This is a genomic window from Salinivibrio sp. YCSC6 (genome assembly GCF_004916735.1).
GTDB classification, from domain to species: Bacteria; Pseudomonadota; Gammaproteobacteria; order Enterobacterales; family Vibrionaceae; genus Salinivibrio; species Salinivibrio proteolyticus.
This window is the reverse complement of sequence record NZ_CP039516.1, coordinates 1996835-2009801: the sequence shown is the minus strand read 5'-3', so window position 1 is coordinate 2009801 and position 12967 is coordinate 1996835. Positions and strand designations below refer to the sequence as shown.

At 49.8% G+C, this 12967-nt stretch carries 12 protein-coding genes and 4 tRNA genes; 9 read left to right on the top strand and 7 right to left on the bottom strand.

All coding sequences use genetic code 11. From position 1 onward, the window contains the following. The first annotated feature begins 8 nt into the window (after positions 1-8). From E8E00_RS09230 to E8E00_RS09210, 5 genes are all read left to right on the top strand, one after another. Entirely contained in the window at positions 9-1175 is a 1167-nt protein-coding gene (locus E8E00_RS09230; RefSeq protein WP_096631291.1) for a lipopolysaccharide assembly protein LapB, read from the top strand. A 573-nt stretch (positions 1176-1748) separates the two neighbouring features. Then, positions 1749-2519: an ABC transporter ATP-binding protein gene (locus E8E00_RS09225; protein WP_069589359.1), complete on the top strand. Its 771-nt coding sequence runs from the start codon at positions 1749-1751 to the stop codon at positions 2517-2519. A 76-nt stretch (positions 2520-2595) separates the two neighbouring features. Continuing rightward, on the top strand, positions 2596-3372 hold the full coding sequence (locus tag E8E00_RS09220; protein WP_069589361.1) for an ABC transporter substrate-binding protein: 777 nt from the start codon (positions 2596-2598) through the stop codon (positions 3370-3372). Positions 3373-3410: 38 nt separating this feature from the next. After that, complete coding sequence (locus E8E00_RS09215; protein WP_069589362.1) at positions 3411-4151, top strand: ABC transporter permease; 741 nt, start codon at positions 3411-3413, stop codon at positions 4149-4151. Between the two features lie 6 nt (positions 4152-4157). Beyond that, positions 4158-4835 (top strand): ABC transporter permease, encoded by a 678-nt coding sequence (locus E8E00_RS09210; protein ID WP_096631293.1) that lies wholly within the window; start codon positions 4158-4160, stop codon positions 4833-4835. An 80-nt stretch (positions 4836-4915) separates the two neighbouring features. On the opposite strand, the gene xthA is transcribed toward E8E00_RS09210, so the two are convergent. Continuing rightward, positions 4916-5719 (bottom strand): exodeoxyribonuclease III, encoded by an 804-nt coding sequence (gene xthA / locus E8E00_RS09205; protein ID WP_096631295.1) that lies wholly within the window; start codon positions 5717-5719, stop codon positions 4916-4918. A gap of 118 nt (positions 5720-5837) precedes the next feature. Next, positions 5838-6038, bottom strand: a complete 201-nt coding sequence (locus E8E00_RS09200) for a hypothetical protein (protein ID WP_096631297.1) — start codon at positions 6036-6038, stop codon at positions 5838-5840. Between the two features lie 541 nt (positions 6039-6579). On the opposite strand from E8E00_RS09200, the gene E8E00_RS09195 reads away from it, so the two are divergent. The 3 genes from E8E00_RS09195 (at position 6580) to arsJ (ending at position 9240) form a co-directional block, all read left to right on the top strand. Continuing rightward, entirely contained in the window at positions 6580-6921 is a 342-nt protein-coding gene (locus E8E00_RS09195; protein ID WP_096631300.1) for a metalloregulator ArsR/SmtB family transcription factor, read from the top strand. 11 nt (positions 6922-6932) lie between these two features. Then, entirely contained in the window at positions 6933-7940 is a 1008-nt protein-coding gene (locus tag E8E00_RS09190) for an ArsJ-associated glyceraldehyde-3-phosphate dehydrogenase (protein WP_096631303.1), read from the top strand. Between the two features lie 73 nt (positions 7941-8013). After that, positions 8014-9240: an organoarsenical effux MFS transporter ArsJ gene (gene arsJ, locus E8E00_RS09185; protein ID WP_096631632.1), complete on the top strand. Its 1227-nt coding sequence runs from the start codon at positions 8014-8016 to the stop codon at positions 9238-9240. A 50-nt stretch (positions 9241-9290) separates the two neighbouring features. Here the strand turns inward: arsJ and E8E00_RS09180 are convergent, their stop codons facing one another. Then, positions 9291-11219 carry a methyl-accepting chemotaxis protein gene (locus tag E8E00_RS09180; RefSeq protein WP_096631305.1) on the bottom strand — a complete coding sequence of 643 codons (1929 nt, stop codon included), beginning with the start codon at positions 11217-11219 and terminating at the stop codon, positions 9291-9293. Between the two features lie 242 nt (positions 11220-11461). Between E8E00_RS09180 and E8E00_RS09175 the strand changes: the two genes are divergently transcribed. Continuing rightward, positions 11462-12436 carry a glutathione S-transferase family protein gene (locus E8E00_RS09175; protein ID WP_096631307.1) on the top strand — a complete coding sequence of 325 codons (975 nt, stop codon included), beginning with the start codon at positions 11462-11464 and terminating at the stop codon, positions 12434-12436. 57 nt (positions 12437-12493) lie between these two features. On the opposite strand, the gene E8E00_RS09170 is transcribed toward E8E00_RS09175, so the two are convergent. The 4 genes from E8E00_RS09170 to E8E00_RS09155 form a co-directional block, all read right to left on the bottom strand. Continuing rightward, a tRNA-Tyr gene (locus E8E00_RS09170) sits at positions 12494-12578 on the bottom strand. A 21-nt stretch (positions 12579-12599) separates the two neighbouring features. Continuing rightward, positions 12600-12684: transfer RNA gene (locus tag E8E00_RS09165), tRNA-Tyr, on the bottom strand. Positions 12685-12706: 22 nt separating this feature from the next. After that, a tRNA-Tyr gene (locus E8E00_RS09160) sits at positions 12707-12791 on the bottom strand. 22 nt (positions 12792-12813) lie between these two features. Further along, positions 12814-12898 (bottom strand) — tRNA-Tyr (locus tag E8E00_RS09155). Positions 12899-12967: the final 69 nt, after the last annotated feature.

Below are 12967 nucleotides of genomic sequence, written 5' to 3'. Positions count from 1 at the left end.
ACGCTTGTATGCTGGCAAGTATGTTGGTGTTGGCACCCGCGTACGGACAACAAGCTGCCAGTGTGGACGCAGTCAGTGGTTTGATTCAACAAGGGGCGTATCAGCAGGCGTTGCAAAATAGCCAAACGTTGCTGACCGCGGAGGATGATGCAGCACTGGATAGTTCAGCGCGTGCCGAGCTGTTGCGCCTGCAAGGCGTCGCGCATTTGTATTTACAGCAACGGGCAGAGGCGTATCGCAGTTATCGTCAGGCACTCGCGCTCAATGCATTAAGTAAAGACGGCGAAGCGGACGCCTTATCAGCAGTGGTTACCTTAGCCTACCGCGTTAAGCAATATGATGAAGTGCTCCGTTATGCGCGGCAAATGGCCGACCACCATGAATTATCACCGCATGCCAGCCGCTTGGCGATGCAGTCTGCTTACGCATTATCTCGCTATGATGTGGCGATAGACTATGCGTCGCGACTACAAAAGAGCGGTAATGCAGATGCGTTTACTCTGCAAACCAAAGGGTTGAGCGAAATGGCTTTGTCGCAGTTTTCCGCCGCGGCACGTACCTTTGATGTATTGGCTCAGCAAGACGATGTTGCGCCGAAATGGTTGGCTCAGGCTGCGCGAGCACATGCCCATGCCGGATCGCACTCTCAAGCCCGTCAATACTTAGCGAGAGCGAGAGCCGATATTGCTTTGTATCGCACGTTGACGTTAGAGCAACTCGAACAAACCCAACCTCAAGAAGCCCTGGCTTATTGGCAGCAAGGGTTAAGCCAACTGGATCGCGTTCCCACACGAGATGAGCAACTGCTGTTGGTGCAGTGTCTGCTGCAAAACAACCAGCGTGTCGCGGCACTTAATCGGGTCAGCGAGATCAACCTGAGCGCGCCTGATAAACAAACCCTTAAGCTGCAAGTGATGTTGGCGTATCAGCTCAAGCGCTGGCAAGAGGTGATTGATACGTCCCAAGTGGCGCTTTCTCATGGTCTAAAAGAAGATAGGATGCTTTGGCAGTGGCTATCTATTAGCGCCATCAAAGCGGGAGATTATGCGTTGGCTGACTTTGCCTTAAATGAGTGGCAGGCAAGGGATACCTCAGGCTTGGCAGAACGGTGGCGAGAAACATTGGAATTACTTAAAGCGGGTCGCGCGAGCTTGTCTGATCTATCTATCTCCTAACCTGTCTTACAATGCGGGCGCTTTTGTCTGCCATCATGGTCTTAGCGTTCGCCCCTTCACAGTTTTGTTACTTCTTGGTGCGCATTAACACTGAAAAGCTTTCACAACTCGTGCGTGAGAACATGGGTTTCTATTCAGTGCCTACTTTATTTCCTTAAAAACAATGCGCTGCGCTATGCTTATTGTTAAACGATATCGCACGTTTGCCCTTGTGTATCTCGCCCATACTGCCGACGGTTGGCTGTTGGGAGCGGGGTAGAGAAAGATGACAGTTGTAACTGTGTTGGTATGTCGACGATCTCGATGTGATGAATGTACTGGTTACTTTTTCAGCAGTAAATTTTGCATTTGACTTTTTATGCAATAATATTGACTATAATAATTCCCTTTTCAAGGTTAACAAAATGTTGCTCATCAGATGGAGGGGTGATATTTTCGATTGCAAGATGTCGAATTAATCACCAACGATGGTGAGGAGTCAGGCACTCACCCAGCAGTGAGTAATAATAAGCGCGCATTTGATGTGGGCAGTACGTAAACACAACAGATTTCATGGATGATAGGAGCTAGCGCATGACGGAAGCTGTAGCGCTACAGGTTAAGTCACTCAAAAAAAGCTTTGGGCAGCACCAAGTGCTCAAAGGCATTTCTCTCGACGCCCACCGTGGCGACGTTATCTCTATTATTGGCTCTTCCGGATCCGGGAAAAGCACCTTTCTGCGTTGTATCAATTTACTTGAGACGCCTACCGGTGGCGAAATTTGGGTCAATGGTGAGTTGATCAAAATGAAAAACAATCGCGCTGGTGAGCCTGTTCCCGTCAGTGACAAACAAGTGCAACGCATTCGCTCGCGTCTTGCCATGGTATTTCAAGGGTTCAATCTTTGGTCACACATGACGGTGATGCAAAACGTCATTGAAGCGCCTGTTCATGTATTGGGGGTGCCCAAGGCTGAAGCCATTGAACAAGCTGAGGCCTTGTTGCATCGCGTTGGATTGTATGAGCGGCGCGACTACTACCCAGGCCATTTATCCGGTGGCCAACAACAGCGTGCCGCGATTGCGCGTGCACTCGCCGTCGAGCCAGAAGTTTTGCTGTTTGATGAGCCAACCTCCGCGCTGGATCCTGAGTTAGTCGGTGAGGTGCTGGGAGTGATGCGTTCACTGGCTGAAGAAGGACGCACCATGCTGGTGGTTACCCACGAGATGAGCTTTGCACGTGATGTCTCGAATCATGTGATGTTTTTACATCAAGGGTTGGTTGAGGAGCAGGGTGACCCGAAAGAGTTGTTTAATGCCCCGGAATCAGAACGCCTGAAGCAGTTTATCTCATCAATCTATTAATTAAATATATCAATAGCATAACCATGCAAATGGGCGTAGCCCGCACAACATCGTAATAACGACAGGAGAAAGGAAAATGAAAAAATGGCTAGTTGCCGCCGCCGTGATGGCCGCGGTTGGGTCAACCTCCGTAGCAGCCAAGGATTGGAAGGTCGTACGTTTTGGGATCGAAGGGGCGTACCCTCCATTTAGTTGGACCACCAATGAAGGCGAGCTGAAAGGCTTTGATGTGGATATGGCCAATGCGCTGTGCGAAGAGATGCAAGCGAAGTGTAAAATCGTCGCTCAGGATTGGGATGGCATCATTCCCTCACTGTTAGCGCGTAAATACGATGCGATCATCGCGGCGATGTCTATCACCGAAGAGCGTAAAAAGAAAGTCGATTTCACCAACAAATACGCCCTCATCCCGAACAAATTTGTGGCTGAAAAAGGCACGGATCTGACCTTTACCAAAGAGGGATTAGATGGCGTTAAAATTGGTGTTCAGCGCGCAACCACCCATGATAAGTACCTGACGGATAACTATGGCGATGCGGTCGATATCGTTCGCTATGGCACTTTCGATGAAGCTTACCTTGATTTGAAAGCAGGCCGTATCGAATCGATTCTTGGCGATGCGTCAGCACTGCAACAAGGCCTGCTTGATAAAGAAGGCGGTGATGCGTTTGAGTTTATTGGCCCGTCATTAACCGATCCTGAGTGGTTTGGTGAAGGTTTTGGCATTGCGACACGCAAGCAAGACAAAGCGTTGACTGAGAAGCTTAACCAAGCGATCGATTCGTTACGCGAAAAAGGCGTGTATGACGAGATTGCAGCCAAGTACTTCGACTACGACGTATACGGCGAGTAATAGGCAGGCGGGCAGCATGAAAGTGCTGCCCGAATCATATGATTGATTTGAAAGGTTACGAGTGGTCCCTGCTCGAAGGGGCATGGGTGACCCTTCAGGTTGCGCTGCTCTCGTTAGGTCTTGCCATGTTGCTGGGTATGCTCGGGGCGTTGGCAAAACTGTCAAAATTTTCAACGTTGCGTGGTGTGGCCACCCTTTATACGACAGTGATCCGCGGTATCCCTGACCTTGTCTTGATGATGCTGATTTTTTATGGCGGACAAATGCTACTCAATAACAGCCTGTATGGGATGAATGAGTGGCTCAATGAGTATATGGCAGGCCAGAATCCCAGTCATGAGTGGACGTCTTATTTGCCGGATTACGTCGATGTCAGCCCATTTATCGCCGGGATCCTAACCATCGGGTTTATTTTTGGCGCTTACATGGCGGAAACCTTCCGTGGCGCGATTATGGCGGTGGATTCAGGAGAGATGGAAGCGGCACGTGCCTATGGCATGAGCAGCAGTTTAGCGTTTCGCCGTATTCTTTTGCCGCAGATGATCCGTCACGCGTTACCCGGCTTCGGTAACAATTGGCTGGTGCTACTTAAAACCACCGCGCTGGTGTCAATCATCGGTCTTGATGACATGGTACGAAAAGGGGCATTGGCGGCGGGATCCACCCAAATGCCATTTACCTTCTATTTTACTGTCGCGCTGATTTTTTTGCTCTTCACCAGTATCTCGACCACGGGACTGCGTTGGATGGAGCGTCGCTTTAGTATTCACACGCGGTAGGTGCTTATGGATTTTTCACTTGTTCTGGAAACGTGGCCCATCTACCTCGAGGGATTGTGGACCACTGTATGGCTGGTATCACTGGCATTGGTAATTGGTTTAGTGGTGGCGGTGCCGGTAGCGGTAGCACGCAACGCGCAATTTCCTTTATGGCGCTATCCAGCGTGGGCGTTTATTTATTTTTTTCGTGGTACACCGCTGTTAATTCAGTTGTATCTGATTTACTACGGTTTAAGTCAGGTGATCAATGTTGAGAACACCTTATGGCAGCATGCTTGGTTCTGCGCCTTGGTGGCCTTTGTGCTCAACACAGCCGCTTATACAGCCGAAATCATTCGTGGCGCGATTAATGGCCTTCCTAAAGGGGAAGTCGAGGCAGCGATCGCTTATGGCATGAGCCCTTATAAAGCCTTTTCGCGCATTGTATTGCCGAGTGCGATGCGTCGTGCGTTACCCGCGTACAGCAACGAAGTGGTGTTTATGCTACACGGCTCAGCGGTGGCTGGAATTATCACCATTGTCGATTTAACCGGTGCCGCTCGGATTGTTAACTCTCGCTACTATGCGCCGTTCGAGTCGTTTTTGACTGCGGGTGTGTTCTATATGGCGCTGACTTTTAGCATTCTTTGGATGTTCCGCTTAGCAGAGCGCCGTTTCCTACGCCATTTAAGGCCGCTAAGCTAATCGGCTCAATCTGCAATAAAAACGCTGCAGTGATCACCTGATCATCTGCGGCGTTTTTTATCCAGCGCATGCCTTGGGGCTTACTTAAAGGTTGCCCAAATCGGCGCGTGATCTGACGGTTTTTCAATCGCACGGAGCTCGTAGTCAATGCCTGCATCGATGCATTGATTCGCTAGATCTGGAGTGGCCAGAATCACGTCAATACGCAGGCCGCGGTTATCGTCAAAGCCGCGGGAGCGATAGTCAAACCACGAGAACTGATCGTTCACGGTTGGGTGCAGGGCACGGAAAGTGTCAACAAACCCCCAATCCATAAGAGTGCCCAGCCACTCACGCTCTTCGGGTAAGAAAGAGCACTTACCGGTGCGTAGCCAGCGTTTGGCGTTTTGCTCACCAATGCCGATGTCATCGTCTTTCGGGCTGATATTGATATCGCCCATCACCACCAGCTGCTCACTGGGATCACGGCCAGACAAATAAGTCATTAGGTCTTGATAAAACTTACGCTTGGCGGGGAATTTGGTTTCATGGCTGCGGTTTTCCCCTTGCGGGAAGTAACCGTTGAGCACAGTAATTGGCTTGCCGTTTTCGTCTTCAAAGGTCGCCATGATCATCCGGCGTTGGGCGTCTTCGTCATCAGTGGGAAAGCCTTTTTGCACGCTGATAGGGGACTTTTTGCATAGCATTGCCACGCCATAATGGGCTTTTTGGCCATGAAAGTGCACTTCATAACCCATCGCTTCGACATCCGCGAGCGGGAAGGCGTCGTCATGAACTTTGGTTTCTTGTAATCCGATCACGTCAGGTTGATGCTTTTCAATTAAGGCTTGCAATTGATGCAAACGAGCACGAATACCATTGATATTGAATGAAATGATTTTCACGTGTGAGGCTGCCTTTGTTGTCTTGTTAATAGCAAGACACTTTACCAGCTTCGTTCAATGAACGGAAAGGCGGCCTCTATTTCTACCGGTTACGGAAACGCGCGATATGCGCTAAGCGTTAGTGTGCGAGAGAAAACGCACCCAAGCATTCGCCTTGGCTAAAAATAGTGCCAAGCTCGGTGCTGGGATCAAATTGTAGCGTCGGTTGGGGTAATGTCGGTAGGCGATGGAGCAAGTGCTTGAGGATAATATCCCCATTAAATTGATGGATCGCGACCTGCCAGTTGGCAAGGTTAGGGAGTGAAAAGTTAACTATCAATGGCGTTCCTTACTGTTTTAGTTGTGTTGTGAGACGTTTTCGTTTGTGTTTGCGTACGGCGTAAATGATACCAGTGACGCAGTCTGCCGTTAGTAGCGGCCATATTTTATCTCCGTGAGTTAAATGATTATTGCTCTGCCCCCTCAGTGGTTATCCATCATGAGCTGCGCAAATGCGCCGGTCCCTTTGGAATGAGCGATCACCATCAATACGGTGATACCCACCAATGAGTGATAGCAAAAGAGGTGGTTAACGGGTTATCAATCTAGGAAAAAAGCGAAAGTGGATTGCTGCAGAGAGTCTATACGGGAAATAGCGTGGTCTGTCTCGACTTTGACTTGATGTCTTTTGATGCTCCGTATCTAGAGATTTGGCCACATTACAGCATTTTATGCGGATGTAAAGGGCTTATAGCGCTATCGGCTGATTCTCTAATATGAAGCTTTTGTGAATTCTTGTTTGTCAGGGTTGCGTGCATGCTTAGGCTTTATAATATACGCATATCCATATGTGCATTTAATTAAGTGTAGTGAGAGAGCCTATGTTGCCTCACCAGTTTTTCAAATTATTGGCCGATGAAACACGTGTGCGGTGTTTACTGCTTATTGCCCGTGAAGGGCAGTTATGTGTGTGCGAGCTCACCGAAGCGCTGGACACCTCGCAGCCGAAGATCTCACGTCATTTAGCGCAACTGCGGGCCAATGGTGTGTTGGTTGATACGCGCCAAGGGCAATGGGTGTTTTATCGCTTAGCCGCTGATTTACCCGGCTGGATGCGCAAACAAATTCAGGGTTTAGTTGATTCCAACTGCCTAAAAGACACTTATCAAGAAGATATCACGCGGCTTGCCAAGATGGCGTCTCGCCCTACCTGCTGTGTGTAAAGGAGAAAGCAATGACAATTAAAGTCGGGATCAATGGGTTTGGCCGTATTGGTCGCTTGGCACTGCGGGCAGCATTTGATTGGCCAGAGCTCGAGTTTGTGCATATCAACGATGTGGCGGGAGATACCGAAACACTGGCGCATTTGCTGGAGTTTGATTCGGTACAAGGGCGTTGGCATCACGCGGTGAGTGCAGAAGGCAACCGCGTGCAGATTAACGGCAAGACACTGACGACAAGCCAAGAAAAAGCGATTGATGCCGTCGACTGGTCAGGTTGCGATGTGGTGATTGAAGCAACGGGAAAACACCGTGACGCGGATTTGCTGCAACAGTACTTGGACCAAGGCGTAAAGCGCGTGGTGGTCTCTGCGCCGGTCAAAGATGAGCGTGTGGCGAATATCGTGGTGGGAGTGAATGACGCGATATTTGATCCCAGCAAACATCGGATCGTTACCGCAGCATCGTGTACCACGAACTGCTTGGCACCGATTGTGAAAGTGATCCATGAAAAGCTGGGGATTGCGCAGTCGACCTTCACCACCATTCATGATTTAACCAATACCCAAACGATTTTGGATGCGCCGCATAAAGACTTACGTCGCGCTCGCGCCTGTGGCATGAGCTTGATCCCGACTACCACGGGGTCGGCGACCGCTATCGTAGAAATCTTCCCGGATCTAAAAGGCAAGATTAATGGCCATGCGGTGCGTGTGCCCCTTGCCAATGCGTCGCTGACGGATGTGATCTTTGATGTGGAAACCGATACTACCGCCGACGAGGTGAACGCACTGTTGCAAGAAGCCGCGGACGGCGAGCTCAACGGCATTCTTGGCTTTGAGGCGCGTCCTTTAGTCTCGATTGATTACCGTGGTGATCAGCACTCCACCATTGTCGATGGTTTATCCACCATGGTGGTGGGAAAGCGTATGGTCAAAATCTATGCGTGGTATGACAACGAAATGGGGTATGCCACGCGCACTGCTGAGCTGGTGCGCAACGTCGGCGGCGTTGATCAGTAATCGCTTTTTTATCGGGTAGCGATGCGTGCCCAGTGCCTCATCGCCCTTTTTGGTATGTGAATCGATGACCACTATGTTTGCTCAATTAAGCCAATCTGTACGCCAGTATATGCTGGTCACCTTTAACTATTGGAATTTCACCATCACCGACGGTGCACTGCGGATGCTGGTGGTGCTGTATTTTTATGAGTTGGGCTACGGCACGTTAGAAATCGCATCGCTGTTTTTGTTTTACGAATTTTTCGGGGTGGTCACTAACCTTATCGGTGGATGGCTCGGTGCGCGTTTAGGCCTTAATCGCACCATGAATATTGGCCTTGGCATGCAAATTATCGCGCTTGCCATGTTAGCCGTGCCAGCCGGTTGGCTCACCATTCCTTGGGTGATGGCGGCTCAAGCCTTGTCTGGAATTGCGAAAGATCTGAACAAGATGAGTGCTAAAAGTGCGATCAAAACCTTAGTGCCTGACAACGCACAAGGAGCGCTGTTTAAGTGGATTGCAATCTTGACCGGCTCGAAGAATGCACTCAAAGGTGTGGGCTTTTTTGTCGGTGGCGCCTTGCTCTCATTGATTGGCTTTCAGTATGCGGTGGCGGCGATGGCGGGTGTGTTGAGTTTGGTGTTTGTCGGCAGTGTGGTATCGCTCAATGCGGAGTTGGGGAAAGCGAAACATAAGCCTAAGTTTTCGGAAATCTTTTCCAAGTCTCGCAGCGTGAATATCCTCTCGGCAGCACGTTTATTTCTTTTCGGCGCTCGAGACGTTTGGTTTGTGGTGGCCTTGCCAATTTATCTTGGCACCACATTTGGTTGGAGCCACAGTGCGGTGGGCGGCTTTCTTGCGCTATGGGTGATCGCTTACGGTGTGGTGCAAGGGATTGCCCCGAAAATTACCGGGCGCCAAGCTGGCCATTCGCCGGGCGGTAAAGCGGCGTTAGGTTGGGCAGGTTTATTGGCGGTGGTGACGGGGATTATTGCTTACGCGATTGGCGAACAGTGGTATCCGCAAGGGGTGATTATCGTTGGACTCATGGTATTCGGGGCGATCTTTGCAATTAACTCTTCCCTGCATTCCTACTTAATTGTCAGTTATGCCAAAGGCGATGGTGTGTCGCTGGATGTGGGGTTCTATTATATGGCGAACGCCATGGGACGCTTAATTGGCACCGTGTTATCCGGTTGGGTTTTCCAAGTATGGGGACTGGCGGCATGCCTTTGGGTGTCGTTTGGATTTCTTACCGTAACCACGGTCATTTCGCTGGGGTTACCGAACCGTCAACCACAGCCTTTGCCGCCTTCGTAATAACCGCAGAATGAGATAAATGCCACCCAGCAGGCTGGGTGGCATTTTGATTACCATTTAAACACGGTACTGAGGCGACGCAGCTCTTCACCGACGGATGCCAAGTCCTGGCTGGCTACCGAGGTCTGCTCAGAGGCTTGTGAGGTCTGGTCGGCCACATCTTGAATGGTATTCATGCGTTGACTGACATCTTCCGCCGCGTGCCCTTGCTCTTTGACGGCTTGTGCGATTTGGGTGTTCATTTCCGTGATATTGCTAATTTCTGCTGAAATAGACTCAAGCGCTTCACGAACTTGTTCGGTTTGCTCGACCACTTCTTCGACTTGTTGCTTACTTTTCACCATTTCACTCACGGCGGATTCGGCACCTGCTTTAAGGGTCTCGATCATTTTTTCGATCTCGACGGTCGATTCTTGGGTTTTCTGTGCCAGTGAACGGACTTCATCCGCCACTACTGCAAAGCCACGACCTTGCTCACCCGCGCGGGCGGCTTCGATGGCGGCATTGAGTGCGAGTAAGTTGGTTTGATCCGAAATCCCCTTGATCACATCCAAGATAGACGCGATGTTCTCACTGTCATCTTTTACTGTGTTAATGACTGACTCGGACTGTCCAATGGCTTCCGCTAAGGTCGAAATACCGGCGACTGTGGTGCTCACTAACGCGTTACCGCGTTGCGCTTGATCGTTCGCCTGATGGGCGGAGTCCGAAGTTGCCTCGGCTTTATGTGCCACTTCTTGTGCTGAGGCGCTCATTTGTGTTGCTGCCGCGGCCACTTGTTCAATATCCTGCTTCTGTGTCTTCACGCCGTGGGAGGTTTCGTTGGTCAGCGAAGACAATTCCTCTGACGAATTGGCGATGCGGGTAATGTTGTCCGACAAATCGCCAATCATGGTTTTTAGGCGGGTCGACATAGTGGAAATGGATCCGAGCAGCTCACCAATTTCATCTTTCCTATCGGTCGCAATGTTGACGCTTAAATCGCCATTGGCAATTTTCTGACTCGCTGCCACTGCGCGCTGTAAAGGCGGCACGATCATGGCGGTCATCAGCCAAGAGACGCCAATACCGATTGCAATGGCGACGCCAGCAAGCACGATATTGGTGATCAGCATGCTTTGCTCATTTTTAGCGAGTTTTTGTTTACCCATGTCACGGCCTTTCTCAGCGAGATCTTCCACCGCTCTCGCTTTGGTTAACATGGTGTCGTTAATCGCTCGACGTTGTTGATATGCACTGACGTAGGTTTGGAATGCGTTGCGATAGGATGCGATGCCTTGTCGAACGGCTGACGTGTCTATTTCATCTGGAAGGGTATCGATCAGCTTATCCATGTCGGCTAGCTTTTGGTTCACGGCTTCCGTGAATTGCGCATCGCTGGACAGTATATAATTCTTCTCGGCGCGACGAGACTCTAGCATCCATTTAATTAAGCGATTCGCTTCATCGGCAATTTTTAACGTATCAATGATCACTTCCGGCGAGCGCCCTTGGGCAAGATAACGATTGACGCGATCCTTTTGCGTTTGACGAATGGTTATCAGCGCTTGCTCAACCCGCCGAGCTTGATCGCGCATCCCCGTTTCCGCTTGCGCAAGCTTGTCATACTGGGCCACATACTGATCCATCGCCGTTTGGTACGCTTTATTTTCAGCCATGATTTGCGAGAGCAGCGTTTTCGTTTGTTGATCACTGACTTTGGCAGTTGTGGTGGTCGCTTGCTGATTGATGGTATCAGTGAGTTGTTTAATTTCCGCCACGTAGCTGTTGTCGCGGCGCAAAATAAAATTCTTTTCGGTAATCCGTACTTCTTTTATGTATTTTACTATTCGATTGAGATCATCAGCTGCCGAGACTTCATTATTAAGCTGAGCCACGCCGGTGACAGCGTTCAGTGTCACCAATGCGGTTAATAACACCAAAATACCAAATGCGATCATTAGCTTAAGCCGCACTTTAAGGTTATACATCCATTTCATTGGGCGCCTATTCAGTTGAGGTGGGACTTATTCAATATAGTGGAATTTTACTAACTGACATGTTTTCACTCTAAGGGGACACTATGGTGTGTGCCTCGGCGTATGATTTTTCGGTGGCCTCGTACTCCTTCCATTCTGCGACGCTCAGCCACTTGAACAGCTTTTTCGAATAACTCCAACAAGCTGAACGGCCGACTTTCTCGTTGTGGCTTTTTATACTGCAAAGAGAAAAAGGAGGACGTATGGGAAAACTGATCGATGGTGTGTGGCACGATGTGTGGTATGACACCCAATCATCCGGCGGCCGATTTATCCGTGAAGACGCTGGGTTTCGTCATTGGATAACGCCTGATGGTAATGCAGGGTCCAGCGGGAGCGCGGGCTTTAAAGCAGAATCAGGACGTTATCATCTCTATGTCTCTTTGGCATGCCCGTGGGCGCATCGCACCCTGATTATGCGTCATTTGAAAGGACTTGAGCCTCATATTGCTGTCACTGTGGTGGCGCCTGAGATGCTAGAACATGGCTGGACGTTTTCGAAGCCAGAGCCCTTATATGGGTTTGACTACGCGCACCAGTTGTATACCAAAGCCAAACCTGACTACACCGGACGGGTCACTGTGCCAATTTTATGGGACAAGCAAACCGAGACCATTGTCAGTAATGAATCCGCCGACATTATTCGGATGTTCAATTCGGCATTTGATGGTATTACGGGCAATCATGACGATTATTACCCAGAAAACCTACGTGCAGCGATTGATCAGTGGAATGAATTTGTTTATCCCAATGTGAACAATGGCGTGTATAAATGCGGCTTTGCCACTAAGCAAGCGGCCTATGAAGACGCTTTTGATAAGTTATTTACTGCCTTGACGGTATTGGACGATCATTTAAGTCGTCACCGTTACCTTGCCGGAAATCAGATCACAGAAGCCGATTGGCGTTTGTTCACCACCTTAATTCGTTTTGATCCTGTCTACGTGGGCCACTTTAAATGTAACAAGCAACGTATTGCCGATTACTGCAATTTGTTCTGCTACATGAAAGAGCTGTTTCAAGTGCCAGGGGTGGCTGAGACCGTCGATATGCAGCACATCAAAACCCATTACTATTACAGCCACGGTAATATCAATCCAACCCGAATTGTACCGAAAGGACCGGAGCAAGATTTATGGTCGCCGCATGGGCGGGCATCACTAACAAGTGGGAAATGATAGGGTAGTTAACGACACAACAACGAAAAAGGGCCAGCAGATGCTGGCCCTTAAAGATGGTGGTGGAGGAAGGATTCGAACCTTCGAAGGCTGAGCCGTCAGATTTACAGTCTGATCCCTTTGACCGCTCGGGAACTCCACCACGGAGTCTTGCTTTGTAAAGTGGTGGTGGGAGAAGGATTCGAACCTTCGAAGGCTGAGCCGTCAGATTTACAGTCTGATCCCTTTGACCGCTCGGGAATCCCACCACGGGGTATTGCTTTGTAAAAGTGGTGGTGGAGGAAGGATTCGAACCTTCGAAGGCTGAGCCGTCAGATTTACAGTCTGATCCCTTTGACCGCTCGGGAACTCCACCACGGAGTCTTGCTTTGTAAAAGTGGTGGTGGGAGAAGGATTCGAACCTTCGAAGGCTGAGCCGTCAGATTTACAGTCTGATCCCTTTGACCGCTCGGGAATCCCACCACGCGAACGGGGCGAATATTATCAAACCGATTGGTGCTGTAAAGGATTTTCTTGATCCCGTGTAGCGGT

Bases quoted from the DNA above. Each gene is read 5' to 3' on its own strand.
- E8E00_RS09230 (WP_096631291.1), top strand. From the start codon at position 9: ATGCTGGCAAGTATGTTGGTGTTGGCACCCGCGTACGGACAACAAGCT.
- E8E00_RS09225 (WP_069589359.1), top strand. From the start codon at position 1,749: ATGACGGAAGCTGTAGCGCTACAGGTTAAGTCACTCAAAAAAAGCTTT.
- E8E00_RS09220 (WP_069589361.1), top strand. From the start codon at position 2,596: ATGAAAAAATGGCTAGTTGCCGCCGCCGTGATGGCCGCGGTTGGGTCA.
- E8E00_RS09215 (WP_069589362.1), top strand. From the start codon at position 3,411: ATGATTGATTTGAAAGGTTACGAGTGGTCCCTGCTCGAAGGGGCATGG.
- E8E00_RS09210 (WP_096631293.1), top strand. From the start codon at position 4,158: ATGGATTTTTCACTTGTTCTGGAAACGTGGCCCATCTACCTCGAGGGA.
- E8E00_RS09195 (WP_096631300.1), top strand. From the start codon at position 6,580: ATGTTGCCTCACCAGTTTTTCAAATTATTGGCCGATGAAACACGTGTG.
- E8E00_RS09190 (WP_096631303.1), top strand. From the start codon at position 6,933: ATGACAATTAAAGTCGGGATCAATGGGTTTGGCCGTATTGGTCGCTTG.
- arsJ (WP_096631632.1), top strand. From the start codon at position 8,014: ATGTTTGCTCAATTAAGCCAATCTGTACGCCAGTATATGCTGGTCACC.
- E8E00_RS09180 (WP_096631305.1), bottom strand. From the start codon at position 11,219: ATGAAATGGATGTATAACCTTAAAGTGCGGCTTAAGCTAATGATCGCA.
- E8E00_RS09175 (WP_096631307.1), top strand. From the start codon at position 11,462: ATGGGAAAACTGATCGATGGTGTGTGGCACGATGTGTGGTATGACACC.